At 60.3% G+C, this 25,525-nt stretch carries 31 protein-coding genes; 11 read left to right on the top strand and 20 right to left on the bottom strand.

Going from position 1 to position 25,525, the window contains the following annotated elements:
• The first annotated feature begins 150 nt into the window (after window positions 1-150).
• From AB4X18_RS03940 to AB4X18_RS03920, 5 genes are all read left to right on the top strand, one after another.
• Window positions 151-828 carry a cell division ATP-binding protein FtsE gene (locus AB4X18_RS03940; protein ID WP_370402378.1) on the top strand — a complete coding sequence of 226 codons (678 nt, stop codon included), beginning with the start codon at window positions 151-153 and terminating at the stop codon, window positions 826-828.
• Complete coding sequence (locus AB4X18_RS03935) at window positions 825-1,739, top strand: cell division protein FtsX (RefSeq protein ID WP_370402377.1); 915 nt, start codon at window positions 825-827, stop codon at window positions 1,737-1,739. Before AB4X18_RS03940 ends, AB4X18_RS03935 begins: the two co-directional genes overlap by 4 nt.
• On the top strand, window positions 1,739-2,464 hold the full coding sequence (locus AB4X18_RS03930) for a lysophospholipid acyltransferase family protein (protein WP_370402376.1): 726 nt from the start codon (window positions 1,739-1,741) through the stop codon (window positions 2,462-2,464). Before AB4X18_RS03935 ends, AB4X18_RS03930 begins: the two co-directional genes overlap by 1 nt.
• A complete protein-coding gene (locus AB4X18_RS03925; RefSeq protein ID WP_370402375.1) occupies window positions 2,451-3,056 on the top strand; it encodes a pyridoxamine 5'-phosphate oxidase family protein in 606 nt (201 codons plus the stop codon). Before AB4X18_RS03930 ends, AB4X18_RS03925 begins: the two co-directional genes overlap by 14 nt.
• Window positions 3,057-3,167: 111 nt before the next feature.
• Entirely contained in the window at window positions 3,168-3,563 is a 396-nt protein-coding gene (locus AB4X18_RS03920) for a hypothetical protein (RefSeq protein ID WP_370402374.1), read from the top strand.
• A gap of 126 nt (window positions 3,564-3,689) precedes the next feature.
• Here AB4X18_RS03920 and lpdA read toward each other — a convergent pair whose 3' ends face one another.
• From lpdA to AB4X18_RS03830, 18 genes are all read right to left on the bottom strand, one after another.
• Window positions 3,690-5,078: a dihydrolipoyl dehydrogenase gene (gene lpdA, locus AB4X18_RS03915; RefSeq protein ID WP_370402373.1), complete on the bottom strand. Its 1,389-nt coding sequence runs from the start codon at window positions 5,076-5,078 to the stop codon at window positions 3,690-3,692.
• 117 nt (window positions 5,079-5,195) lie between these two features.
• Window positions 5,196-5,591 carry an MAPEG family protein gene (locus AB4X18_RS03910; RefSeq protein WP_370402372.1) on the bottom strand — a complete coding sequence of 132 codons (396 nt, stop codon included), beginning with the start codon at window positions 5,589-5,591 and terminating at the stop codon, window positions 5,196-5,198.
• On the bottom strand, window positions 5,592-5,978 hold the full coding sequence (locus AB4X18_RS03905; protein WP_370402371.1) for an MAPEG family protein: 387 nt from the start codon (window positions 5,976-5,978) through the stop codon (window positions 5,592-5,594).
• Window positions 5,979-6,003: 25 nt separating this feature from the next.
• Window positions 6,004-6,387 carry an MAPEG family protein gene (locus tag AB4X18_RS03900; protein ID WP_370402370.1) on the bottom strand — a complete coding sequence of 128 codons (384 nt, stop codon included), beginning with the start codon at window positions 6,385-6,387 and terminating at the stop codon, window positions 6,004-6,006.
• A gap of 64 nt (window positions 6,388-6,451) precedes the next feature.
• The gene (gene odhB, locus AB4X18_RS03895) at window positions 6,452-7,993 is read right to left on the bottom strand and encodes a 2-oxoglutarate dehydrogenase complex dihydrolipoyllysine-residue succinyltransferase (protein WP_370402369.1); all 1,542 of its coding nucleotides are present in this window, start codon (window positions 7,991-7,993) and stop codon (window positions 6,452-6,454) included.
• Between the two features lie 3 nt (window positions 7,994-7,996).
• Window positions 7,997-10,957, bottom strand: a complete 2,961-nt coding sequence (locus AB4X18_RS03890) for a 2-oxoglutarate dehydrogenase E1 component (RefSeq protein ID WP_370402368.1) — start codon at window positions 10,955-10,957, stop codon at window positions 7,997-7,999.
• Entirely contained in the window at window positions 10,954-11,694 is a 741-nt protein-coding gene (locus tag AB4X18_RS03885; RefSeq protein WP_432817105.1) for a hypothetical protein, read from the bottom strand. Before AB4X18_RS03885 ends, AB4X18_RS03890 begins: the two co-directional genes overlap by 4 nt.
• A gap of 44 nt (window positions 11,695-11,738) precedes the next feature.
• The gene (gene sucD / locus AB4X18_RS03880; protein WP_432817104.1) at window positions 11,739-12,626 is read right to left on the bottom strand and encodes a succinate--CoA ligase subunit alpha; all 888 of its coding nucleotides are present in this window, start codon (window positions 12,624-12,626) and stop codon (window positions 11,739-11,741) included.
• Window positions 12,627-12,680: 54 nt separating this feature from the next.
• Entirely contained in the window at window positions 12,681-12,893 is a 213-nt protein-coding gene (locus tag AB4X18_RS03875; protein ID WP_370402367.1) for a hypothetical protein, read from the bottom strand.
• A gap of 19 nt (window positions 12,894-12,912) precedes the next feature.
• Window positions 12,913-13,482 (bottom strand): hypothetical protein, encoded by a 570-nt coding sequence (locus AB4X18_RS03870; RefSeq protein ID WP_370402366.1) that lies wholly within the window; start codon window positions 13,480-13,482, stop codon window positions 12,913-12,915.
• Window positions 13,483-13,502: 20 nt separating this feature from the next.
• Window positions 13,503-14,696, bottom strand: coding sequence for an ADP-forming succinate--CoA ligase subunit beta (sucC, locus tag AB4X18_RS03865; protein ID WP_370402365.1), 1,194 nt, complete (start codon window positions 14,694-14,696; stop codon window positions 13,503-13,505).
• 309 nt (window positions 14,697-15,005) lie between these two features.
• A complete protein-coding gene (locus AB4X18_RS03860; protein WP_370402364.1) occupies window positions 15,006-15,239 on the bottom strand; it encodes a TM2 domain-containing protein in 234 nt (77 codons plus the stop codon).
• Between the two features lie 26 nt (window positions 15,240-15,265).
• Window positions 15,266-15,562 (bottom strand): NINE protein, encoded by a 297-nt coding sequence (locus AB4X18_RS03855; protein WP_370402363.1) that lies wholly within the window; start codon window positions 15,560-15,562, stop codon window positions 15,266-15,268.
• Window positions 15,563-15,644: 82 nt separating this feature from the next.
• Window positions 15,645-16,085 carry a universal stress protein gene (locus tag AB4X18_RS03850; RefSeq protein ID WP_370402362.1) on the bottom strand — a complete coding sequence of 147 codons (441 nt, stop codon included), beginning with the start codon at window positions 16,083-16,085 and terminating at the stop codon, window positions 15,645-15,647.
• A 93-nt stretch (window positions 16,086-16,178) separates the two neighbouring features.
• Window positions 16,179-17,210: a MaoC family dehydratase gene (locus AB4X18_RS03845; RefSeq protein WP_370402361.1), complete on the bottom strand. Its 1,032-nt coding sequence runs from the start codon at window positions 17,208-17,210 to the stop codon at window positions 16,179-16,181.
• Complete coding sequence (locus tag AB4X18_RS03840) at window positions 17,210-17,413, bottom strand: DUF1737 domain-containing protein (RefSeq protein ID WP_370402360.1); 204 nt, start codon at window positions 17,411-17,413, stop codon at window positions 17,210-17,212. Before AB4X18_RS03840 ends, AB4X18_RS03845 begins: the two co-directional genes overlap by 1 nt.
• Before the next feature lie 9 nt (window positions 17,414-17,422).
• Window positions 17,423-17,980 (bottom strand): NnrU family protein, encoded by a 558-nt coding sequence (locus tag AB4X18_RS03835; RefSeq protein ID WP_370402359.1) that lies wholly within the window; start codon window positions 17,978-17,980, stop codon window positions 17,423-17,425.
• Window positions 17,981-17,985: 5 nt separating this feature from the next.
• Window positions 17,986-18,843, bottom strand: a complete 858-nt coding sequence (locus tag AB4X18_RS03830) for an HpcH/HpaI aldolase/citrate lyase family protein (RefSeq protein WP_370402358.1) — start codon at window positions 18,841-18,843, stop codon at window positions 17,986-17,988.
• Window positions 18,844-19,161: 318 nt separating this feature from the next.
• Between AB4X18_RS03830 and AB4X18_RS03825 the strand changes: the two genes are divergently transcribed.
• Window positions 19,162-19,494 carry a hypothetical protein gene (locus tag AB4X18_RS03825; RefSeq protein ID WP_370402357.1) on the top strand — a complete coding sequence of 111 codons (333 nt, stop codon included), beginning with the start codon at window positions 19,162-19,164 and terminating at the stop codon, window positions 19,492-19,494.
• 72 nt (window positions 19,495-19,566) lie between these two features.
• Here AB4X18_RS03825 and AB4X18_RS03820 read toward each other — a convergent pair whose 3' ends face one another.
• Complete coding sequence (locus AB4X18_RS03820) at window positions 19,567-20,322, bottom strand: sulfite exporter TauE/SafE family protein (RefSeq protein WP_370402574.1); 756 nt, start codon at window positions 20,320-20,322, stop codon at window positions 19,567-19,569.
• Window positions 20,323-20,434: 112 nt separating this feature from the next.
• Between AB4X18_RS03820 and AB4X18_RS03815 the strand changes: the two genes are divergently transcribed.
• Together AB4X18_RS03815 and mdh are read left to right on the top strand one after the other, a co-directional pair.
• Window positions 20,435-21,247, top strand: coding sequence for a PRC-barrel domain-containing protein (locus AB4X18_RS03815; protein ID WP_370402356.1), 813 nt, complete (start codon window positions 20,435-20,437; stop codon window positions 21,245-21,247).
• A gap of 127 nt (window positions 21,248-21,374) precedes the next feature.
• On the top strand, window positions 21,375-22,337 hold the full coding sequence (gene mdh / locus AB4X18_RS03810; RefSeq protein ID WP_370402355.1) for a malate dehydrogenase: 963 nt from the start codon (window positions 21,375-21,377) through the stop codon (window positions 22,335-22,337).
• Window positions 22,338-22,557: 220 nt separating this feature from the next.
• Here the strand turns inward: mdh and AB4X18_RS03805 are convergent, their stop codons facing one another.
• Window positions 22,558-23,559, bottom strand: a complete 1,002-nt coding sequence (locus tag AB4X18_RS03805) for an adenylate/guanylate cyclase domain-containing protein (protein ID WP_432817103.1) — start codon at window positions 23,557-23,559, stop codon at window positions 22,558-22,560.
• Between the two features lie 335 nt (window positions 23,560-23,894).
• Between AB4X18_RS03805 and AB4X18_RS03800 the strand changes: the two genes are divergently transcribed.
• The 3 genes from AB4X18_RS03800 (at window position 23,895) to sdhD (ending at window position 25,520) form a co-directional block, all read left to right on the top strand.
• Entirely contained in the window at window positions 23,895-24,554 is a 660-nt protein-coding gene (locus AB4X18_RS03800; protein ID WP_370402353.1) for a DUF1194 domain-containing protein, read from the top strand.
• A gap of 200 nt (window positions 24,555-24,754) precedes the next feature.
• Window positions 24,755-25,138, top strand: a complete 384-nt coding sequence (sdhC, locus tag AB4X18_RS03795) for a succinate dehydrogenase, cytochrome b556 subunit (protein WP_370402352.1) — start codon at window positions 24,755-24,757, stop codon at window positions 25,136-25,138.
• 10 nt (window positions 25,139-25,148) lie between these two features.
• Window positions 25,149-25,520 carry a succinate dehydrogenase, hydrophobic membrane anchor protein gene (gene sdhD, locus AB4X18_RS03790; RefSeq protein WP_370402351.1) on the top strand — a complete coding sequence of 124 codons (372 nt, stop codon included), beginning with the start codon at window positions 25,149-25,151 and terminating at the stop codon, window positions 25,518-25,520.
• Window positions 25,521-25,525: the final 5 nt, after the last annotated feature.

Below are 25,525 nucleotides of genomic sequence, written 5' to 3'. Positions count from 1 at the left end.
CTCGTTTATGGCCACATATTGGTTTTGATCTGCAGCATAGGATTAAGATTTCCGTGAGAAAAGCGATAATCCCGCTTCGCGTGGTCAAGTGACGGATTGAATCCCCAGCGGTGCTGAGGCACAACAGTCGCGAGAAGACAGGGTGGTTTCGTGATCGAGCTGGAAAATGTGGCCTACAGCTATGGCGGTGGCGAATTGCTGTCGGATATTTCGCTGAAATTGGCCCCTGGATCTTTTCATTTTTTGACGGGGCCTTCGGGCGCCGGAAAGACCACCCTTCTCAAGCTGTGTTATGGCGCGCTGCTGCCCACGGCGGGCTATGTCCGGTTGTTCGATGCCGATGTGCGCGGTCTGGACCGCGACGATATCGCGGCGGTGCGCCGCAGGGTCGGCGTGGTGCATCAGGATGTGCAATTCCTTGATCACCTGAGCGTGTCTGACAATGTATCGCTGCCGCTGATGGTCTCGGGGCGTCACAATGACGCTGCGAACGGCGACCTCGACGAATTGATGTCCTGGGTTGGGCTGACGAACCGTGCCGATGCGATGCCGCCGGAGCTGTCGGGCGGCGAACGCCAGCGCGCCGCCGTGGCGCGGGCGGTGATCATGTCGCCCGATGTGGTGCTGGCAGATGAACCTACAGGCAACATTGACTGGGAGATGTCCCAACGCCTTCTGCGGTTGCTGATCGAATTGAACAAGATGGGCAAGACCGTGTTGATCGCGACCCATGATCTTAGCCTGATCCGCGCCACAAAGGCCCATGTTCAGGCCCGCGTGCTGCGCATCGCGAACCGGCGTATCCAGTTGGCGGGGGCGGATTTGTGAAACCGGGTGGCAAGCTTTTGCAGAACCTGCGCGCGCTTTTCGCAGGCGACCGTCAGGCGGACCGGGTGGTGCCGCCGTCGGGCTTCACGGCGCAACTGACCGTCTTTGTCGCCGGAGCGATGGCGTTCCTGGCTGTCTTTGCGATGGCCCTGTCGCTGGCGGCGGGCCGTCTGGCCGACCGCTGGGGTGAGGAGCTAGCCCGTTCTGCCACCATCCGGATCGTGGCACCGCTGGAACAGCGGCAAGCGCAGACCGACGCGGCGTTGAGGATCCTCGAAACGACAGCAGGCGTTGCCCGCGCGCGGGCGCTGAGCGATGCCGAACAGCAGGCACTGCTGGCCCCGTGGTTCGGACCCGATCTGGCGCTGGACGCGCTGCCGGTGCCGCGCCTGATCGAAGTGATCGAGGAAGGCGAGGGGATTGACCCGGTTGGCCTGCGCCTGCGGCTGTCGGCGGAAGTGCCGGGGGCGGTGCTGGATGATCATGGGCGCTGGCGCGCGCCGTTGGTGCAGGCGGCGGACCGTCTGCGGTTGCTGGGGTGGGTGTCGATCCTGCTGATCACCTCTGCGGTGGCGGCGATGATCACGCTGGCGGCACATGCCGCCCTTGCCGCCAACGCGCAGGTGATTGCTGTCTTGCGGCTGGTGGGGGCGCAGGACGATTATATCGCGCAGGCTTTCATCCGGCGGTTTACGCTGCGCGCGCTGGCCGGGGCGGCGGCCGGCACGGTACTGGGACTGATTGCAGTCACTCTGCTGCCGCGGGCCTCCGATGTGGGTGGCTTTTTGACCGGGCTTGGGTTTCAGGGCGTACACTGGGTGTTGCCGCTGCTGATCCCGCCGCTGGCGGCGGCGGTCGCCTTCGGGGCCACGCGCATGGCGGCCCGGCGCACGCTGCAAGGGCTGACCTGATGCTCCAGTGGGTCCGCTCCATCGTCTATATCGTGCAGGCGACAGTGGCGATGCCGATCATTGGTCTGGGATTTGCGCCCTGGGCGATGTTCTCCAAGCGGGGGGCCTATGCGGCTTGCAAGGCCTATGCGGGCTGGTGCATGTGGACTGCGCGCTGGATCATCGGGCTGCGCTGCGAGGTACGTGGCATGGTGCCCGAAGGTGAGGTGCTGATCGCCGCGAAGCACCAGTCATTCCTCGATATCATGATCATCTTTCATGCCTTGCCGCGGGCGAAGTTCATCATGAAGAAAGAGATCCTCTGGACCCCGATCATTGGCCAGTACACCAAGCGCATGCAGATGATCGCGGTTGATCGCGGCAAGCGTGGTAAAGCGATATCAAAGATGATCGCGGATGTGGAAGCGGGCCAGATCGAGCCGGGGCAGATCGTGATCTATTCGCAGGGCACGCGCGTGGCCCCGGGGGCCTACATTCCCTACAAGGTCGGCACGGCGGTGCTGTATGAACAACTGGGCCAGCCCTGCGTGCCGGTGGCCACCAACGCGGGTTATTTCTGGCCCCGGCGCGGGCTTTACCGGCGGCCCGGGGTTGCCGTGGTCAATTTTCTTGAACCGATCCCACCGGGTCTGGGGCGGGATGCTTTCATGGCGCAGCTTGAAGACCGGGTAGAGACGACGTCGAACGCACTCTTGAACGAGGCAGGCTGGCGTGCAGCGGATTGAGGATATCGCCACACTGGAGGGGTTGTACGGCACGCCGGGGGCGCCATCGCTGCGCAAGGTAGCCACCCGTATGACGCCGCTTTATCGCAAGTGGATCATGTCCTCAAAGCTTTGCATCCTGAGTACGGTCGGTCCCGCAGGCACCGATGGCAGCCCGCGCGGGGATGATGGCCCGGTCGTGCTGGAACTGGACGCACGGACACTGGCGATGCCGGATTGGCGCGGGAACAACCGCCTTGATAGCCTGCGCAACATCGTGGCGGACGGGCGGGTGTCGTTGATGTTCATGGTGCCGGGGTCGAACAACGTGGTGCGGCTGAATGGCAATGCCTTCCTGACGGATGACACGGATTTGCGCAGTCGGTTTGAAAAGAAAGGACGTTTGCCCGCCACGGTGATCGTGGTCGGGATCGCGGAGATTTATACCCAATGCGCCCGCGCCCTGATGCGGGCGGGTACGTGGAAGGGTCTCGACGAAAGTGCGGATCTACCCAGTGTGGGGGAGATTCTGGCAGAGATGACCGCAGGCGAGGAAGGCGGCGCGCCTTACGATGACGCATGGGGCGCACGGGCTGAAAAGACCATGTGGTAGGCAACATTGCCACAGTCGAGAAACGGTCATTCCCCGGTTTTCGAAAGCTTATGGAAATGGTTTCGGCAGATGGTAAGCCATCCTGACGAACGACAACCATAAGGCTAAAGAATGAGAAAAATTACTATATTAACGAGTGTTGCCGCCGTCGCTATGGCAGGCTGTGCACAAAAGGCTGAGAACGTAACGGCGGCCTATGTGTCGCCGCTGACCTATCAGGGGTATTCGTGCAAGCAGATCGCACAGGAAGCAAGCCGCGTCAGCAGCCGTGTGGGCGAAGTATCAGGCGTGCAGAACAAGAAGGCGGAGAGTGATGCCGTGGCGACCGGAGTGGCGCTGGTGATCTTCTGGCCCGCCGCGTTCTTCATCAAGGGAGACAAGCAGACCGCATCGGAATTGGCCCGGCTGAAAGGCGAACTGGAGGCGCTGGAGAAGGCGAGCATCCAGAGGAACTGCGGGATCGTCTTCCAACGTGCCGCGCCGGAAGATGTGGAGGCGGCGACATAAAACACGATGCAAGCAGGTTTCATTGGCCTGCTTGCTTTCGCCAATCCATGCATATTGATGCGAGATTTCGCGCGCGAAACCGTTGATTTTATTAAAATTTTTAGCGAATTGCCGCTTCGGCCCCCGCTACATATGGATCGGCCCATCCCCGCAGGCGAGTGCGGCTTCGCGCACCGCTTCCGAATAGGTGGGGTGTGCGTGACACGTCATGGCGAGGTCCTGTGCGGATGCGCCGAATTCCATCGCCACGCAGACCTCGTGGATCAGGTCGCCTGCGGCCGGGCCGATGATGTGGGCGCCCAGGATGCGGTCGGTGTCCTTGTCCGCGAGGATCTTCACAAAGCCGTCGCCCGCAAAGTTCGCCTTGGCCCGCGCGTTGCCCATGAAGCTGAACTTGCCGACCTTGTAGGCGCGACCGGCTTCCTTGAGGGTGGCCTCGGTCTCTCCGACGTTGGCCACTTCGGGGTGGGTGTAGATCACACCGGGGATGACGCCGTAGTTCACATGGCCATGCTTGCCCGCGATGACCTCGGCGACGGCCATGCCTTCGTCTTCTGCCTTGTGGGCGAGCATCGGTCCTTCGGTCACGTCACCGATGGCGTAGATGCCCTTGACGTCGGTTTCCCATTGCTTGGTGATCGCGATCTGGCCGCGCTTGGTCAGGCGGATGCCGAGCTTTTCCAGATCAAGTCCGTCGTGGTAGGGGACGCGGCCCGTGGCCACGAGCACCACATCGGCGTCCAACTGGTGTTCGCTGTCGTCCTTGCGCAGCTTATAGGTGACCTTTGCCTTGGTCTTAAGCGCCTCCGTGCCCTGCACGGCGGCGCCCATGATGAACTTCAGACCCTGCTTTTTCAGCGTGCGCTGGAACACCTTTTGCACTTCGGGGTCCATGCCCGGCGTAATCGCATCGAGGTATTCGATCACCGTCACATCCGCGCCCAGACGGGCATAGACGCTGCCCAGTTCCAGACCGATCACGCCTGCACCGATAACCACCATCGACCGCGGCACCTTGGCCAGTTCCAGCGCACCGGTGGAGGTGACCACGACCTTTTCATCGACATCGACACCGGGCAGGGATGCGGCCTCCGACCCGGTGGCGATGATGATGTTCTTCGCCTCGTGGACGTCGTCGCCGACCTTGACCTTGCCCGCCTCCGGGATGGAACCCCATCCTTTGAGCCAGTCGATCTTGTTCTTCTTGAACAGGAATTCGATGCCTTTCGTGTTCGTCTCGATGGTGGAATTCTTGTAGGTCAGCATCTGCTTCCAGTCGACGGAAGGCGATTTGCCCTTGAGCCCCATCTCCGCGAAGTTGTGCTCGGCTTCGTGTAGCATGTGGCTCGCGTGCAGCAGCGCCTTGGAGGGGATGCAGCCGACGTTCAGGCAGGTGCCGCCCAGCGTGTCACGCCCTTCGACGCAGGCGGTTTTCAGCCCCAGCTGTGCGCAGCGGATCGCGGCAACATAGCCGCCAGGGCCGGACCCGATGATGATGACGTCATAGCTGGACATTGGGTGTCTCCTTGGGAAGGTCGTGTGGGTTGAGGGGAGGGTATGGGGGCCAGCCCTCCGGCGCAAGCGCCGCCCCCACCAAATTCATTCGTATGTTTTTTTGGCCATTTGGAAGGGCTAGATCAGCGCGGCGACAAGCAGCAAGGCGGTTGCCAGGAAACCCACGGCCCAAATGAGCGATCGCCAGGGTTTCAGACCATAGGCGTAGGCAGGGATGTAGAGGATGCGGGCACCAAGGTAGATCCATCCGCAGGTGGCGGTGAATTGGGTGTTCTGGTTGGACAGTTGCGTGACAAGGACCGCGATTGCGAAGAGCAGCAGCCATTCAATGTGGTTGTCATAGGCGCGGCCCAGCCGGGCGGTTGTCTGTGCCATGTCGCGCGACGGTTCCCGGTCGCGCGCCGACATGGTGTAGACTGGGCCAAGGTCGCGGTTGGCGGGGATCGCGTAGGCCACGAACTGCAGGCACTGCAGCAGCGCTGCAAGGGTGAGGGCGGTGAGTTCGGGGGTCATTCAGAAGAGCGGGAGCATCATCATCACGAGCCCCGCAAGGGAGGCGAACCAGGCCACGGACCGGACCAGCGGGATGCCGGAGGCATAGGCCGGGATGTAGGCGACGCGGGCCCAGAACCACAGTGCTGCCCCCAGTGCCGAAGTTGCCGTGCCGCTTTGCGTCACGGCCAGCAAAAGCGCCAGCGCAATGAAGGCAGGAAGGGTTTCGAGGTAGTTGTTCAAGGCACGTTCGATGCGCCCCGCAACGAGGTTCTGGTCGCGATTCTCGTCCTGCGGGCCAAGCGCCCAACCCAAGCCTTTGGAAAGGTCCGAGAAGGTGGCCTGGACAAGCGCATGGACAATTAGCAGGATCACGGCCCACAGCAGATATGTCAGTTCGGGTGTCATGGTCGAGGGTCCTTTCTTGAAGGCTTCAAAGGGCGAGCAGGTAGAGAATAGCAGTGGCGGCAAACCCGGCCAGCCATGCCAGCGTGCGGATGGCGGGAACACCCAGCGCGTAGACCGGCAGATAGATGATGCGGGCAAGGAGGAACACCTGACACGCCAGCAGCGACGCTGTGTCGGTCTTGTCCTGCACCTCAAGCAGAAGCACAGCGGGCGCGAAAAGCGCCATGGCGGTGATCGAATTATCAAGCGCGCGCTTGATGCGTGCGGTCATCTTGCCCACGCCGCGTGGTTCGTCGCGCGCGGACATCAGGTAGCCCATCGAGAGGGTCCGCATGGAGCCCAGTACCTGCAGAAGCAGGGTGATCAGGACGAGGATGCCGTAAGCGGCGAGCAGGGTAAGTTCGGTCATGGTCAGGCCTTTGCATTTGACCGGGGGGCGGACCCAGTCGGACCACGGCCCCCCGCCATTATAGTCACAAATCCATCAGCAAGCGCCGTGGATCCTCCAGCATCTCCTTGACGCGCACAAGGAACGTCACAGCACCCTTGCCGTCGATGATCCGGTGATCATAGCTGAGCGAGATGTACATCATCGGCCGGATCACGACTTCACCACCGATGGCCATCGGGCGGTCCTGGATCTTGGCCATGCCGAGGATGCCCGATTGGGGCGGGTTCAGGATGGGTGCGGTCATCAGGGAGCCGTAGACACCGCCGTTGGAGATGGTGAACGTGCCCCCCGTCATGTCCGCCATCGTCAGCTTGCCATCGCGTGCCTTCTTGCCCATGACGTTGATGCCTTTTTCGATTTCGGCGAAAGACATGCTGTCGACGTCGCGGATCACCGGCACCACGAGGCCTGTCGGGGTGCCAGCGGCGACGCCCATGTGGACGTAGTTCTTGTAGATCACGTCGGTGCCGTCGATTTCGGCGTTGACCTCGGGAATTTCCTTCAGCGCGTGGCAGCAGGCCTTGGTGAAGAAGGACATGAAGCCCATGCGGACCCCGTGCTTCTTCTCGAAATCCGCCTTGTAGGTGGTCCGGATCGCCATCACCTCGGTCATGTCGACCTCGTTGAAGGTCGTGAGGATGGCGGCCGTATTCTGTGCCTCCTTGAGACGTCGGGCCATGGTTTGCTTGAGGCGTGTCATGCGCACGCGTTCCTCGCGGGCGGCATCGTCAGCGGCGGAGGGGGCGCGGGGCGCCTGCTTAGCCTCGGCCGGGGCAGGGGCAGCGGAGGTGCCTGCAGCGATGGCCTTGGCGACGTCCTCTTTCATCACGCGGCCATCGCGGCCCGAGCCTGTGATCTGATCGCGGCTGACGCCTGCTTCGGCCATGGCCTTCTTGGCGGAGGGGGCGTCTTCGACGTCCTTGCCGCCGGAGGGCTGTGCTGCGGCGGGAGCAGGGGCGGTTTCCTGTGCGGACGCTGCTGCCGCAGCGCCATCTCCCGAGGCAATGACGGCGAGTTTTGCGCTTGCCTCAACCGTGCTGCCTTCTTCGGCGAGGATTTCAGTGAGGGTCCCGGCGGCGGGGCTGGGGACTTCGACGCTGACCTTGTCGGTTTCCAGTTCACACAGCATTTCATCCTGCGCGACGGTGTCGCCAACCTTCTTGAACCATGTGGCGACGGTGGCTTCGGTGACGCTTTCGCCCAGTGTCGGCACCATCACGTCGACCTTTTCGCCACCACCGCCCGCGTCTGTCGTGCGCGGGCCTTGGTTGTCGGCGTCGGCATCCTGCGCGGATTCCTGCGCCTTGGGAGCGGCGGTGGACCCGGCGTCCCCTTCGCTGATGTTGGCCAGCAGCGCGTCAACGCCCACGGTCTCGCCTTCGGCGGCCACGATGTCGGACAATGTACCTGCCACGGGACTGGGCACTTCGACGGTGACCTTGTCGGTCTCCAATTCGCACAGCATCTCGTCCACGGCGACGGTATCGCCCGGTTTCTTGAACCACGTGGCGACGGTGGCTTCGGTCACGGATTCACCGAGGGTGGGCACGCGTACTTCAGTCATGACTTACTTTCCTTCGAGTGTCAGCGCATCGTCAACGAGGGCTGCTTGTTGTGCTTTGTGTTGGCTGGCCAGTCCCGTGGCGGGAGAGGCGGCGGTGACGCGACCGGCATAGCTGGGGCGCTTGTGCTTGGCGTTGATGCGGCCAAGCACCCATTCGATGTTGGGTTCGATGAAGTTCCATGCGCCCTGGTTCTTGGGTTCTTCCTGACACCAGACCATTTCGGCCTGTTTGAAGCGTTCCAGCTCCTTGACCGCGGATTGCGCGGGGAAGGGGTAGAATTGTTCGAACCGCATCAGGTAGATGTCGTCGATGCCGCGGGCATCGCGTTCTTCCAGCAGGTCATAGTAGACCTTGCCCGAACACATCACGACGCGCTTGATCTTGTTGTCGGCGACCAGCTTGGTGTCCGAATTTCCGTGCTGCGCATCGTCCCAAAGCACCCGGTGGAAGGAACTGCCGGTGGTGAATTCTTCCGTCGTGCTGACAGCCAGTTTGTGCCGCAAGAGCGATTTGGGCGTCATCAGCATCAAGGGCTTGCGGTAGCTGCGGTGCAACTGACGGCGCAGAAGGTGGAAGTAGTTCGCAGGGGTAGTGCAGTTCGCCACGATCCAGTTGTCGCCGCCGCACATGGTCAGGAAGCGTTCAAGCCGCGCGGAGGAGTGTTCGGGGCCTTGCCCCTCGTACCCGTGGGGCATCAGGCAGACGAGGCCGGACATGCGCAGCCATTTGCTTTCACCGCTGGAGATGAACTGATCAAACATGATCTGCGCGCCGTTGGCGAAATCACCGAACTGCGCCTCCCAAAGGGTCAGCGCGTTGGGTTCTGCCAGCGAGTAGCCGTATTCGAAGCCCAATACCGCGTATTCCGACAGCATCGAGTCGATGACTTCGTAGTGTGCCTGCCCCTCGCGAATGTGGTTGAGCGGGTAATAGCGTTCTTCGTTGTCCTGATTGATCAGGGCCGAATGGCGTTGGGAGAACGTCCCGCGGGCGCTGTCCTGACCGGACAGACGCACCTTGTAGCCTTCGGTCAGCAGCGAGCCGAAGGCCAGCGCCTCCGCCGTGGCCCAGTCAAACCCCTTGCCTTCCTCGAACATCTTGGCCTTCGCTTCGAGCAGCCGCCCGACGGTCTTGTGAAGGGGGAAACCTTCGGGTGCCGTCGTCAGTGCCTTGCCGACTTCAGCAAAGGTTTCAGGCGCGATGGCGGTCTTGCCGCGCTGGTATTTCTTGTTCTGCTTGTCGAGGTGGGACCATTTGCCGTCCAGCCAATCCGCCTTGTTTGGGCGGTAATCCTTTCCGGCCTCGAATTCGTCATTCATGTATTTCTGGAAGTCGGCCTTCATGTCCTCGATTTCGCCTTCGGGGACGAGGCCCTCCTTGACCAGGCGGTCGGCATAGAGGCTGAGGGTGGTTTTGTGGCCCTTGATCCTCTTGTACATCATCGGGTTGGTGAACATCGGCTCATCGCCTTCGTTATGGCCAAACCGGCGATAGCAGATCAGGTCGATCACCACGTCCTTGTGGAACTTCTGGCGGAATTCGGTGGCCACGCGGGCGGCGTGCACCACGGCTTCGGGATCATCGCCGTTGACGTGGAAGATCGGGGCCTCCACCACCAGCGCGTTGTCGGTGGGGTAGGGGGAGGAGCGCGAGAAGTGCGGCGCGGTGGTGAAACCGATCTGGTTGTTGACCACGATGTGCATCGTACCGCCGGTCTTGTGACCGCGCAGGCCCGACAGGGCGAAACATTCGGCCACGACGCCCTGTCCGGCAAAGGCCGCGTCCCCATGCAGCAGGATCGGCATCACGGCGGTCCGGTCGGTATCGTTCAACTGATCCTGCTTGGCGCGCGCCTTGCCCAGCACCACGGGGTTTACCGCCTCAAGGTGCGACGGGTTCGCTGTCAGGCTCAGGTGGACTTCGTTACCGTCAAATTCCCGGTCAGAGGACGCGCCGAGGTGGTATTTCACATCGCCGGAGCCATCCACATCTTCGGGTTTGAAGCTGCCGCCCTGGAATTCGTTGAAGATCGCGCGGTAGGGTTTCTGCATCACGTTGGCCAGCACGGACAAACGACCCCGGTGGGGCATGCCGATGACGATGTCCTGCACGCCCAGTTGCCCGCCGCGTTTGATGATCTGCTCCATCGCGGGGACAAGACTTTCGCCGCCATCAAGACCAAAACGCTTGGTGCCCATGTATTTGACGTGCAGGAACTTCTCGAACCCTTCGGCTTCGACCAGCTTGGACAGGATCGCCTTGCGCCCGTTCTTGGTGAAGGCGATTTCCTTGCCGTAGCCTTCGATCCGTTCTTTCAGCCAACCGGCCTGTTCGGGATCGGAGATGTGCATGTATTGCAGCGCGAAGGTGCCGCAGTAGGTGGCTTTGACGATGTCGACGATCTGCTTCAGCGTCGCGATTTCAAGGCCCAGCACATTGTCGATGAAGATCGGGCGGTCCATGTCGGCATCTGTGAAGCCGTAGGCCTTGGGGTCCAGTTCGGGATGGTTTCCCATGTCACGCATGTTCAGCGGATCCAGATCAGCGGCCAGATGGCCCCGGATGCGGTAGGCGCGGATGAGCATCAGTGCGCGAATACTGTCCAGCACCGCCTGTTTCACCTGATCATCGCTGAGCGAGACACCTTTTTCCTGCGCCTTGGCCTGGATTTTCTTGCCTGCCGCTTCGCCTTCTTCCGGCTCCGGCCAGATACCCGTCAATGCGCCCATAACGTCGCCCGCTGGAGCCGGGGGCCAATCGCGCCGCGCCCATGAGGGGCCAGCGGCTTCGGCTTCAACGGCTTTGCGTTCGTCGCCCAAGGCTTTGAAGAAGACGTGCCATGCTTCATCGACGGACGACGGGTCAGAGGCATAGCGCGCGTACATCTGTTCGAGGTACTCGGCGTTGTCGCCTTCCATGAAGGAGGAGGCGTGGAAGTGGTCGTTGGCGGGTTGTTCGGTCATTGGGTAGATACTCCGAATATCGCTGCGAATGCGAAAGAAACGTCAATCGCCGAGGCGACGCGTGCTGGGTCAAATTGCGATATTCGCAATTGTTGACTGAGAAATTCCTGATTGGGGGAAGAAAAAATTGGTGTGGGCAACTCGCTTGCGGCGCGAAGCGTTAGTGTAGAACCGTCCATGAGAGGTTTAGATATAACGATCGCGCATTTAGCGGTTTTCCAGTCTCCGACCTTGGTCTCAAGCACATGAAATAACGATGCATCATCATCGCGGATATAGTACGTGTTTGTGACGTTACCGCCGACTACATTCTTCTTATGGCGTTCACCCGAAGCGTTACGCAATATCGCTTCGTAGGTTGGCTTCCAGCGCGGCGTTGCCGCTGTGTTGGTGAACTGATTGACCAAGCTACGCGCGGCCAGTGCCGACACAGCAGTATCGTCCAAGTCGGCCGCAGCGGTCTCAACCCATCCTGCTCGCGCGAGATCGATATTTTGATCTTCCGGGTGGATCGTTAACTTGGCGCAGAAAATCAAAGCATTGCTTATGGCATCTGACCTCTGGGAGGTGTCCGCATGAGCCGAGAACGTGTGTCCGCAAATGAACGCCAAGACGAGCACAAACGCGCCCGCCCGGCGGCCTTGCTGGACAGTGTCTGACCCCGCAAAGACCCGGGCACTGCCCCTTAGGTCGATATGCCAGAAGCCGCGCCGGGGCTCCGCCCGTTCGACGCTCAATCGCTCCACTGGAGCGATTGCCTCGCTTATGCTCTGACCGCGTCTCACCCCTTCTCAATCGCTTCCTTCACCGCTTCACCCAGCGTCGCGGGGCTCTCTGCCACCACGATGCCAGCTGTGCGCATGGCTTCGATCTTGTCCTCAGCACCACCCTTGCCGCCCGCGACAATCGCGCCTGCGTGGCCCATGCGGCGACCGGGAGGGGCCGTGCGGCCGGCAATGAAACCGGCAGTGGGCTTCCAGCGGCCCTTCTTGCGCTCATCGGCGAGGAACTGGGCGGCTTCTTCTTCTGCTGAACCCCCGATCTCACCAATCATGATGATCGACTGCGTCTCATCATCGGCGAGGAACATCTCCAAGACATCAATATGCTCGGTCCCCTTGATCGGGTCGCCGCCGATGCCCACTGCGGAGGATTGGCCGTAGCCCAGATCGGTGGTCTGTTTCACCGCCTCATAGGTCAGCGTGCCGGAGCGGGAGACCACGCCGCAGGAGCCGCGCTTGTGGATGTGGCCGGGCATGATGCCGATTTTGCACGCGTCGGGCGTGATCACGCCGGGGCAGTTGGGGCCGACGAGGCGGGATTTTGAGCCTTCGAGACTGCGCTGCACGCGCATCATGTCCAGAACCGGAATGCCTTCGGTGATGCAGACGATCAGTTCCATCTCGGCATCAATCGCCTCAAGGATGGAATCCGCCGCGAAGGGGGGCGGCACGTAGATCACGGAGGCATTGGCCCCCGTTACATGGCGCGCTTCGTGCACGGAGTTGAAGACGGGCAGGTCCAGATGCGTCTGACCGCCTTTGCCGGGGGTCACGCCGCCGACCATTTTGGTGCCGTAGGCAATCGCCTGTTCGGTGTGGAACGTGCCCTGCGACCCGGTAAGGCCCTGACAGATGACTTTGGTGTTTTCGTCTACGAGTACGGCCATTCGCGGCGTCTCCTTTATTGGTATTCAATTCAGATGCAGGGCAGGCCGCTGCGGTTAATCTACAATTGGGGCGGAGCCGTCATAGGCGTGACCATGGCAGCCCTTGTCGTCGTGGTCATGGCACGCTGGCGTCGCCGTGCCTTGGGCGAGGGGGAAGGGGCTGGGATGAACGGCTTGCGGGCCATCACGGACGACGATGTCACCGCCACCGCAGGCAGCGAGGGTCAGCGTCAGGGCGATGGCGGATGTGGCGCGCAGGTAGGTCATGTTCAAAGGTCCCTTGTTATCAATTTGGCAGGCCGAGCCCGGCATAGAGCCGATCCACAGCCATGAAGGTTTCGGTGTTGTCGTTGCGAGTGCCCACGTGCACGACGGCGACGCGGCCCCGTAGGAGTTCGCGCCCCTCGATCAGTGCGGTTGATGGTGTCGCGGCGTGGGTGTCGGGCAGAGGGATGGGGGTGCCGAAGACCGGCGGTGTCGCCATCTGTGCACGCAGGGCGGTGATGGCCGTGTCGGTGTGGTCGCCCTCAAACGCCACTTCGCAGCGCCGCTCCACGCCTCTGGGGGCGTCTGCCGGGCGCGGCTCAAGGCTGTCGTCCCAGAAGGTGAGGGTGAAAGGGGCGCTGTCCGCGTTCATATTGGCGCGGGCCTGCGTTTCGGTCTGGCCTGCCTTGAAGCACCACGTGTTGAACGCGGTGATCGCCGGGTGAGGTTCAGAGGCAAGGGCGGGCAGCGGCATTGCGGACAAAAAGAACACACATGCGAAGGACGCCCAGGACAACGGCGCGCCATAACGCCCGCTTTGACGGGGTGCCTTTCGCCGTGCCAAACGCTGCAACAGAGCGTTTGCCGACATCAAGGATGCCGGTTGCGCTTTCACCCCTTGACCGCCTGCACGATCTTCTGTGCACCGTCCTTCAGATCATCCGCGGCAATCACATCCACGTCCGAGTTGTTGATGATGTCCTTGCCCTGCTGCACGTTGGTGCCTTCCAAACGCACAACCAGCGGTACCTTGAGGCCGACTTCCTTGACGGCTGCCACCACACCTTCGGCAATCACATCACAGCGCATGATGCCCCCGAAAATGTTCACCAGAATGCCTTTGACCTGCGGGTCCGAGGTGATGATCTTGAACGCCTCGGTCACCTTTTCCTTGGTCGCCCCGCCGCCCACGTCGAGGAAGTTGGCAGGCTCGGCGCCATAAAGCTTGATGATGTCCATGGTGGCCATTGCCAGACCCGCACCGTTCACCATGCAGCCGATTTCACCATCCAGCGCAATGTAGTTCAGATCGTACTTGGAGGCTTCGAGTTCCTTGGGGTCTTCCTCTGTCACGTCGCGCAGTTCCGCGATGTCGGCGTGGCGGTAGATGGCGTTGCCGTCAAAGGCGACCTTGGCGTCGAGCACTTTCAGATCACCGCCGTCAGTGACGATCAGCGGGTTGATCTCAAGCATCTCCATGTCTTTTTCCATGAACGCCTTGTAGAGCAGCCCCATCAGGCCCACGCATTGCTTGACCTGCTTGCCTTCCAGACCCAGCGCAAAGGCGATGCGGCGGCCGTGGAACGACTGATAGCCGGTGGCGGGATCGACGGAGAAGCTGAGGATTTTCTCGGGTGTGCTGGCGGCGACTTCTTCGATGTCCATGCCGCCTTCGGTGGAGCATACGAAGGACACGCGGCTGGTCTGACGATCGACCAGCAGCGCGAGGTAGAGTTCGGTTTCGATGCCGGAGCCGTCTTCGATGTAGATGCGGTTGACTTGCTTGCCGACGGGGCCTGTCTGGTGGGTCACAAGGGTGCGGCCCAGCATCTTCTTGGCTTCCTGCGAGGCTTCCTCGACCGATTTGGTCAGGCGTACGCCGCCCGCGTCCCCGGCATCGGCTTCCTTGAACTTGCCCTTGCCGCGCCCGCCTGCGTGGATCTGCGCCTTGACCACCCAAAGCGGGCCGTCAAGTTCCCCTGCCGCGTTTTTGGCGTCTTCGGCCTTGAGGACGACCCGCCCGTCCGAAACGGGAGCCCCGTAGCTGCGCAAAAGGGCTTTGGCCTGGTATTCGTGGATGTTCATGTGAGACGGTCCCGTGTCTGGTTCTGTTCGGTCGTGATATAGCGATGAAGCTACAGCTTTCTGAATATCCTTCGCCCAAGGAATTCTGTTTGGCCACAGAAAAGCGACATTTGTGATCACACCTGAAAATGGTGTGATCACAAAGTACATCGCGGTATCGCGAATCGGTTTTTTGGAATTGAGGAAAGGGCTTGTTCAGGCAGCCGGAGGTGACGCGGGCGTCCTGCTGGTCAATGCGCCGGACCAGGGGTTCAGGCGTATGTGCAACCGCCCCCCGATATAACCGGGACGGTTGCGCAAGTCACTGTGTCAACGCTGAAGGGGCAGCCCGTGTTTGTCGCCCATGGAGCCGACAACCAGCCGGACCAGATCAATGATTGTCCAGATGCCAAGACCGCCAAGCGTGATCAGCATCAAAATGCCCGTCCCGATCTTGCCAAGGTAAAAGCGGTGGACCCCCAGGGAGCCCAGAAAAAAGCAAAGCAGAACCGCCGGGACGAATTTCTTGTCGCTTACTGTGGTGGGTTGGGTCATGTCAGTCATTCAGTTTTCCTCAGTGTAGGTGCATTTCAAGCTGTGGGGTTTCCAAGGACGATCAGACGCCCCTGCCCATCTCGCCAGTTCTCGACAATTAGGAGGTAGAAAATGACGATTGTATGAACAGCATCAATCAAAAGCGTGATAAAAAACAGGCCGATATAGCCTTGGAAAAAGAACGTGAATGTCAGCACGACGAGTATCAGATCGGCAATGCCGTGCCACCAGTCCTCCAGATAGAAGTGGTGAATGCCCAGCGTGCCGAAGATGCCGCACAAGGTGACGGCCACGCCATAGGATTTGGGCGAATGTTCGGTGGTTTCATTCATGTTCTGCCCCTGTCCTGTGCCGATTACGTGACGCTATGCGATTGCGCAGCTTTCATGTCAATGCGCAGGGGTGGATGCGTTTTCAGATGACGGTCAAACAGGCGCATTTCGCGCCGTGTGAAACGGCTTGGCTGACGGAGCCCAGCGCAAGCGCCGTCAGTGATCCCAGACCGCGGCGGCCCAGAACAATCAGGTCAGCTTGGGTCTTTTGGGCAGTATCGAGGATGAAGGGCGCGGGGCTGTCGTTGCTGATGTGGATGCCGGAGACGTTGACGCCTTCAGCCTTCACCTCTTGCACAGCCTTGTCGGTGATGTGTTTCCCGGCCGCTTCGATCTGTTCTGCCGTCGGCGGGTGTTCAAGCTGGCTGATGAAGGCGCCGATCACAATATGGGGGCTATCGATCTGCGGCGTGTGCACAAGGTGGAGCGCGGCACCGTGGATTTTGGCGAGACCGGCAGCGGTCTTGAGCGCATGCTGCGCGTGATCGGACCCGTCGTAGGCGACAAGAATTGTATGGAACATGGGCATTTATCCTCCTTCGCGTGATGGAGGAAACGTATCATCCGCGCCCGGGATCCCATTGACATCGGTCACGCCGCCCCGGCTGCGGTCAGGTCACATCGGCACCAGCGCCCAATAATCGAGATCCAGCAGCACATTGGAAAGGTATTTGCCGTCTTCACCGCGCAACGCAAACGCATCGCCCCCCTTGGTTGCCACCAACCGCAGGCGCAGCGCACCGACACCCGGCGCAGCCGTTTCGGCCTTGTCCAGCACCTGGGACCACGCGCGTACGGTGTCGCCCGCCAGACAGGGGTTCGCATGCGCACCACCGTTCAATCCCACCACCATCTGCGCGTTCGCCAAGCCGTTGAACGAGAGCGCCCGCGCCATGGATATCACGTGCCCGCCGTAGATCAGGCGCGACCCGTCGGGGCGGGCAGAGGTGTCAAAATGCACCTTCGCGGTGTTCTGCCAAAGACGGGTGGCCATCATGTGTTCGGCTTCTTCGATGGTCACGCCGTCGACGTGGTCGATCTGTTCACCGACTTCGTAATCGCGCCACCGATGCGGTTCCCCGGCGAGGGTGAAGTCGTAGTTCGTGAAATCGAGTCCCTTTGGGACCACAATCTGATCTGCGGTCAGCGCATCCGGCAGGTCGGGGACGACGGTTTCGGGCGCAGGTGCATCGGTGTCGCGCTTGCGCACCATGACCCAGCGGACATATTCCAGCACGGCCTCGTCATGCTGGTTCAGCCCGGTGGTGCGGACATAGACGACGCCCGTCCGGCCGTTGGAGTTCTGTTTCAGGCCGATGACCTCCGACTGGCTGCGCAGCGTGTCACCGGGCCAGACCGGCGCCAGCCAGCGGCCCTGGGCATAGCCAAGGTTCGCAACGGCATTCAGGGAAACATCCGGCACGGTTTTGCCAAACACCACATGGAAGGCGATCATGTCGTCCAGCGGGCTGAAGGGCAGCCCGCAAGACTGGGCGAACTGGTCAGAGGAATAAAGCGCATGGCGCGCGGGATAAAGCATGTGATAAAGCGCGCGTTCGCCCATCTTGACGGTGCGCGGCACCGCGTGACGGATGGTTTCGCCGACGGTATAATCCTCGAAAAAGCGCCCCGGGTTGGTCTTGGCCATCAGTGTGATCCCAGCTTGGTGTCAGGGGTATAGGTTCCATCGGTTTCCTTGATCACCGCCTGCCCGCAGCGCATCACGCCAGCGGCATGGTCCCACGTCTGGGTGGGGCCGCCGTGCAGGTTCCAGCCCTTGTTCAGCGCTTCGGTGACCTTGTGGCAGAAGGCGGAGGTGTCCTCTGCTGACAGGAAACGGTAGAGTATCATGGGGCTTCCTTATGACGCGAAGGGATAGACGCCGAGCCAGATGTGGATCGCCGAGATCAGGCCATAGAGCACGATGGTGATCACACCCAGACGGATATAGGTGGCGCGTCCGGCGGGGGCGGGCGGTGTCCAGTCAGGCTCTGCCCGGTTGATCAGGATCACACTGCCAACTGCCCAGCCAAGCAGCCCGCCAAAGAGCAGGATGGAGGCCAGATCACCGTTCACCAGCAGGTGCGCTGCCGCCCAGATCTTGAAGCCCAGCAGTTGCGGGTGGCGGGTCTTGTAGGCAGGCCATGCCTTTGCGCCTTTTGCGGCGGAAGAGCCGTAGATCCACAGGGCAATCAGCATCAGCGTATTGTTGATGTGCACCATGAAGGTGGGCGGGGTCCAGATGGGGATGAAATCCGCCGCCCTGTAGCCAAGGATCATCAGGATGAGGCCAGCGACAAGGACAATCGCCACGACACCCTTGCCTGCCTCGCCCATCCGGGCGCGCTGTGCCGGTGCGAAGCGTTTGAAGTAATGTGCGGCGATCCAAAGGATCAGGCCGAGGATGAGCAGATACATGGGGCTTACTCCGCGTTGAGGGCTGCGATTGCCTTCACTTTTGCCAGTGTTTCGCGGGCCGTGGCAACATGCAGGTTCTCGATGATCTTGCCGTCGACCACGGCAACGCCCTGACCTGCGGCTTCGGCTTGCTCGAAAGCGTCGATCTGGCGGCGGGCCAATTCGGTTTCCGCCTCCGAGGGGGAAAAGGCCGCGTTGGCCACGTCCAGTTGCGCGGGGTGGATCAGGGTCTTGCCGTCAAACCCCATGTCCCGGCCCTGATCGCATTCCACCTTCAGGCCATCGTCATCCTTGAAGGCGTTAAAGACGCCGTCGATGATCGCACAGTCATGGGCTTTGGCCGCCAGAACGCAAAGGCCAAGGCCGGTCATCAGGGGCAGGCGGTCCGCGCGGAAGCGGGTTTGCAGATCCTTTGCAAGGTCATTGGTGCCCATCACCATCGCCTGCAACTGCCGATGCGCGGCGATGGCCGGTGCATTCAGCATCCCCGCAGGCGTTTCCATCATCGCCCAAAGCGGGATATCGCCAGTGATTTCCGCGAGCGCCTCCAGATCGGCGGGGCTGTTGACCTTGGGCAGCAGGATCACATCGGGTTTCATCGCCGCAGCGGCGCGTGCATCGTCGTAGCCCCAGGTGGTATCGAGCCCGTTGATGCGGATCACTCGGAGCCGCGCCCCATAGCCGCCTTCGGCAAAAGCTGCCGCAAGGGTTTCGCGCGCGGCGGTCTTTTCGTCGGGCGTCACCGCGTCTTCGAGGTCGAAGATAATTGCATCGCAGGCCAGCGTCCGCGCCTTGTCCAGCGCCCGCATCTTGGAGCCGGGGATATAGAGAACGGAGCGCAGCGGGCGAGTGATCTTGGGCATGAAGCGGCCTTTCGGGTCGGCGACGTAAAGTTGCGCGCACAGGTGCATTTCTGGATGAAAAGTTCAAGCCCATTCGCGCCGCAGCGCAGCAAACTTCAAATGCAACAGGGCTGCGCACGCGCGATTAACCTCTATTTCAACCATCAGGGTCAGGTTTGGTGGCGTTGCATCCCTTGGGGAGGACCGGATCGGCAGGCCGCCGATGATGCGGTTCGGGCATGCAGCCAACTGTCAAACCAAGGCCGCCCAGGCCCCACCGGGAGAATCCCGGACTGGCCAGAGGACCGGGGTGCCGCCTTTCGAACGAAGGCAAGATGCATGAAACGCAAGATTGATACACTTCACCTGACAGCGCTTGGCGCGGCCACGGCTGTCTTGATGACCATTGCAACTCAGGGTCACACCCAGGGCAGCCGGAATTGCGCCCCGCGTGCCGCCGTGGTCGAACGTCTGGCAGAAGGATACGGCGAAACCCGCCAGTCCATCGGTCTGGGAGCCAACAATGCGATGGTAGAGGTCTTTGCCTCTGACGAGACCGGCACATGGTCGATCACGGTCACGTCGCCGGGCGGGCTGACCTGCCTTGTGGCGTCTGGCCAGTCATTTGAAAAGGTGGCCGAGGCGTTGCCCGCCAAGGGCAATGACGCCTGAAAGTCGGCTACAACAGATCACTCCAGGGAAGGCGGGCTTCGGCCCGTCTTTTTTGTATGCAGCGCCCGGACGTCAGGTCAGGCCGTCCCAGATCAGCTTGCTGCCCGTGACCAGCAAAAGCACATAGGTCAGTCCGAAGAACAGCCGCTCCGGCACCAGCGCGTGCGCACGCACGCCGAGCCATGTCCCAAGCAGCGCGAAGGGTGCCAGCACCAGATTGGCTGTGAACGTCTGGACCGTGAACATGCCCAAAAAAGCGTAAGGCACGAATTTCATGATATTCAGGATCCAGAACAGCAGGACCGTGCTGGCCTGATATTGCGTCTTGCTCAGCCCTCGGGTCAGCAGGAACAGCGCGGCGGGCGGGCCGCCTGCGTGGCTGACAAAAGTGGTGAACCCGACGGTTACCCCGATCACGGCACCCGCCCAGTCCGGCATGCGGCGCGCCGCGATGCGGAGCAAGCCGGATCGCCGCGCCACTTGCCACAGGACGAAACCAACCGACACGCCGCCGATAAGCAGGCGAAACACATCTGGTGATGCAACTGAATAAAGCGCCGCCCCAAGCGCCACGCCCGGCACCCCACCCAGCGCCAACAATTTGACATCCGGCAAGGACCATTTCCCCCAGTATGGCTTCAGGGCCGACAAGTCGATCAGCATCAAAAGTGGCAGCATGACGCCCAGCGCCAACCCTGGTTCGACGACCAGCGCGAGGATGGAGGCCGCTGCAAATGCAGCCCCTGATCCGAAGCCTCCTTTGGAGATACCGGCAAAGACAACAGCGGGTCCTGCGACCAGAAAGAAAAACAAATCTAATGTCATTATGTCTTAGATTATAGCGACGTCCCTTTTCCCACATCAGGACGGAACAAGGGCCGCCGCCGCTGGTTGTGGTGTCATGCAACTGACGCAACACAACCATGGAGGAAATCCTACGATGAAACGCTTTCTGAGTACAACGGCCGTCTTGCTGACACTGTCCGGTGCCGCCTATGCGGATGCCCATTCCAGCGGCTTTGGCGATGTGACCGCCGAAACCGGCGACATGTTCGCCTCAAACCTGATCGGCATGCGGATCTACAATTCCGAAAACCAGATGGAAAACGACGCGATGGTCGCCGATGGCGCCGAGCAGGAGTGGGACGACATTGGCGAAATCAATGACATCCTGATCAGCACGGATGGCGACGTGCGCGCCGTGATCCTCGGGGTTGGCGGCTTTCTAGGCATAGGCGAACATGATGTGAGCGTGTCGATGGACACCATCAAGGTCGTCCGCGAAGAGGGTGACAGCAATGACACTTTCCTCGTCGTGACCACATCGAAAGAGGTGCTGGAGAATGCGCCGAAGTTCGAACGTAACATGGATGCAGAGCAGACCGAAGCCTCCGACATGGACCATAACAACTCCATGCTGGTCCTGGTCCGTCCGCAGGTCAAGCGTGAAGGCTATGCCGAAGTCGAGACCGCAAAGATGCAGGAAATGACTGCCGAGGACATCCAGGGTTCGTATGTCTACGGGGCCAAGGATGAAACCGTGGGCGAGATCGACCGCCTGATCATGGCTGACAACGGCAAAGTTGACCGCGTCGTGATCAACGTGGGTGGCTTCCTGGGACTGGGTGAAAAGCCCGTAGAAGTGACCTTCGACGAACTTCAGGTTCTCAAGAGCATCGATGGCGATGATTTCCGCATCTACATCGACAGCACTGAAGAAAAACTCGAAGCGCTGCCAGAATACCAAGGCTGACGCCGTCTGAGGTTATCAATTGCAAGGGCCGCTCCATCCGGGCGGCCTTTCGCGTCAAAGCGCAACTTGCAGGCTGACCCGCAATTCGCTATCCGGGCGCCAACGAAACCTCTGATGGAGACATATCATGGCCAGACCCAAGATCGCATTGATCGGCGCGGGGCAGATTGGCGGCACGCTTGCGCATCTTGCCGCGCTGAAGGAACTTGGCGACGTTGTCCTTTTCGACATTGCCGAAGGCATTCCGGAAGGCAAGGCGCTGGACATCGCTGAATCGGGTCCGGCGGCCAAGTTCGACGCGACCATGTCCGGCACGCAGGACTATGCTGACATTGCGGGCGCGGACGTCTGCATCGTGACAGCCGGCGTGGCCCGCAAGCCGGGGATGAGCCGTGATGACCTGCTGGGCATCAACCTCAAGGTCATGAAATCCGTGGGCGAGGGCATTGCCAAGCACGCCCCCGACGCCTTCGTGATCTGCATCACCAACCCGCTGGACGCGATGGTTTGGGCGTTGCGCGAATTTTCGGGCCTGCCACATGAGAAAGTCTGCGGCATGGCGGGTGTGCTGGACAGCGCGCGCTTCCGCCACTTCCTTGCCAGTGAATTCAACGTATCGATGAAGGATGTCACGGCATTCGTTCTGGGTGGCCACGGTGACACGATGGTGCCGCTGGTGCGCTACTCCACCGTCGCGGGCATCCCGCTGCCTGATCTGGTGAAAATGGGCTGGACGAGCCAGGACAAGCTGGACGCCATCGTGCAGCGCACCCGGGATGGCGGTGCGGAGATCGTGGGCCTGCTGAAAACCGGTTCTGCCTTTTATGCGCCCGCGACCTCGGCGATCGAGATGGCGGAAAGCTATCTCAAGGACCAGAAGCGCGTGCTGCCATGTGCCGCATATGTGGATGGCGCCTATGGGCTGAAGGGTTTCTATGTGGGTGTGCCAACCGTGATCGGTGCAGGCGGCATTGAGCGGGTCGTGGAAATTTCCATGAACAAGGACGAACAGGCGATGTTCGACAGTTCCGTCAAGGCTGTGAAAGGTCTGGTTGAGGCCTGCAAGGGCATTGACGACAGCCTGAGCTGAGCGGGTCCGCATAATCATCGCATAAGGCGCACCGCACAGGTGGCTAGCCCTTTGCCGCGAATGTTGCAGGTCAGCGACAGAAAGGCTCGAAGCGGACTGTCCGTTTCGGGCCTAACACATACTGATGCTGCATTATTAACGAACGGCAGCTTCGCCAAAATGTGCACCGCGCCAGCTTCGGGTTATTCAGGTGTGTTTAGCCTATGGATCGGGAACTCAATCAAAGAGCCCAAAGCCTGAGCGCGTCTTTCTTCCCATGCGCGGCGAAATCAGGCAGGCCGACAAACCTTGATTTCAATTCATTCGGTAACTCGCGTCGGATCGCATCCGAAACCACAATGTCCGATTCGAACCTTCTTGCAGCACTTTCAATTCTTGCCGTGGTGTTCATGGTGTCGCCAAGTAGCGATATTTCTTTCTTCCATGCACCAATCTCGCCAGCGGCAACGGGGCCGCAGTGAATTGCAATTCTCATACGCATCGATTGACCGTATCGCGCTATATACCCGCTCGCTTTGTCCTCGAGCGCCTGCACCATAGCTTTGGCACACAAAAGGCAGCGCTCGAAATTCTCTGCCTTATCCATTGACCATGTGATGATGATAGCGTCTCCAACATAACGGTGCGTCTCTCCGCCAGTTGTCACGATGGGCTTTTCTAGATCATAGGCAACATCACCCAGAAGCTCATGGAACCTCAAATCTCCCAATTTCTCCGCAAGCGCCGTGGAGCCTGTCAGGTCAGCAAACATGATAATGCGTTGCTCAATGCGTGGCCTGCGATAGCGTCCCGTGAACACTGCCAATGCAGCTTCCTTACCTAGTAGCTGGAAGAGCTCGCCTGACATGGACAAGCCAGTTGCAACGCCAATCGATACCCAAAAACTGAAAAAGAAATCTGGGTCAAGCCAGAGTCTGGTCCCCAAGAAAAGCAAAGACGGCAGAACCAATCCGCCAACAATAATGATGCTGTAGGCAATCGCACGTAGGCCAACTACCATGATGAGAGGTATCTCGCGGAGCCAACGAATGGATCGGTTTGAAAATGCAAAGTACTCAAGCAAAACGCAGCCCGAGCCAATCATTGCTCCGCTAACTCCGCTTAGAAGGACACGTTGCCAGTCAGTGACCACGTTGCCTGAGAACAGGGCAATTAAAGGTCCGATCAGAAAAGAAAAGCCTACAACTTTAGCGAAAAATATGATTGTCGAATTGTTGTTCACAAAAAGCCCCACAACTCGGTCTGATCTGGTCTGAGTTAGCAAGCTACCCAATTTCGTGGGCTTGACACAATCCAGTCATTTATGGCGCGGAGCGGAATGGCGGCAAAGTCCCGTACGGCTGATATCCTTGCTCCGCTCCCAAAGGTATCCTCAGGAGCTGTTGCTTGGATTGACTGTGCGGGCCAAAGGGGTTCCGGGGACGCGTGCGGCAATTGCTACAACGGGCTGGCATAGGGCGCGTCTTTCTTGTGTGTGCGTTGCCATTGGCAGGCATATGGCTGCGCGCCTCGCAAAAGTGAGATGCGCAAGTCCTGTACAACCGCTAGGTTGCGTTCATGCGCCTTTGCCTCGTCCTTTTTTGCCTCCTGCCGTGCCGGGCATTGGCGTGTGATCTGGCGCTTGTGCTGGCGGTGGACGTGTCGGGATCGGTGGACCACGAGGAATACCGCATCCAGATGGACGGTCTGGCGGCGGGGTTGCGGGATGGCATCGTGACCGAAGCCTTTGTTGGACAGCAGGCGCGCGTGACGCTGGTGCAGTGGTCTGGATCGTCCCGCCAGCGTCAGACAGTGCCATGGACCACAATGAACACGCCCGAGGATGTGGCGGCACTTGCGGATCGGATCGCAGCCGACCCGCGGGTCTGGCGCAACTATTCGACCGCGATTGGCGAGGCGCTGAACCTGTCGCAGCGCTTGCTGGACGGTGTCCCTTGCACGCGCAAGGTGATCGACGTGTCGGGCGACGGCATGTCGAACGAGGGGCAGGAGCCGCGATTGAATGGGCCTGCCTTGGCGGCGGAGCGAATTGTGGTGAATGCATTGGCAATCGAAACCGACGACACGGACCTGACGGCCTATTTCTTCGAGAACGTGATCGTGGGGGAAGGGGCCTTTGTGGTGACTGCAAACGGCTTTGAAGATTACCCCGACAAAATCAGGCGAAAATTGCAGCGGGAGACGACCAAACAGATCAGTCTGATGGCGCAACCCTAATTTTGTGATCACACACAAAAACACGTGATCACAAATAGTTGGTTTCTTGTCAATTCGCCGAATTTTCTGACAAGCTGCGCCAACAAACCGCGCCTTGAAGCAGGGGTAACCCGTGACATGGCTGCAAAAACCTTTATCACGTCAACAATGGCACTGACCAAAGACCCGCGTAGCCACGCAAAGCCAAAGGACACTTGAGTATGGCCGATGTGAATCGGGGCAACCGCCCGCTGTCACCGCACTTGACGATCTACCGCCCGCAACTGACCTCGATGACATCGATCCTGACACGGATCACCGGGAATGCGATGCTGATCGCGGCGCTGCTGATTGTCTGGTGGTTTCTGGCTGCCGCAACGTCGGAGGAGTATTTCAATGCCGTGAACGGCTTCGTCACCAGCTGGTTTGGTGATCTGATCATGTTCCTGTCGGTGCTGGGGCTTTGGTATCATACGCTGGCGGGCATCCGGCATCTGATCTGGGACAATGCCATCGCGATGGATATTCCTACGGCGGAAAAGCTGGGATGGGCCTGCATCGGCGGGTCGGTCGTGTTGACCATTCTGACCGCATTGATCGTCTGAGGGGGCTGATATGGCATATTTGACAGACCGCAAGCGGGCCCTTGGGCTGGGATCGGCAAAGACAGGCACCGCCCATTTCTGGTCGATGAAGGTCAGCTCCGTCGCGTTGCTGATCCTGATCCCGCTGTTCGTCTTTACCTTTGGTCCGGCGCTGGGCGGGACCTATGAGGAAATCCTTGCCTACTACAGCCGTCCGTGGCCCGCGATTGTCGCGGCACTGACGATTGTGGTGGCCTTCAAACATTTCAACGACGGTGTGCAGACACTGATCGAGGACTATGTGCATGGCACAGCCAATAAGGTCGCGATCATCCTGATGACCTGTCTAAGCTATGGTGCCGCGGCAGTGGGCGTTTTCGCCATCGCCCGGCTGGCACTATGAAACGC

It is taken from the genome of Sulfitobacter rhodophyticola (genome assembly GCF_041281685.2).
GTDB lineage: Bacteria > Pseudomonadota > Alphaproteobacteria > Rhodobacterales > Rhodobacteraceae > Sulfitobacter.
This window is presented reverse-complemented; position numbering and strand designations above follow the sequence as displayed.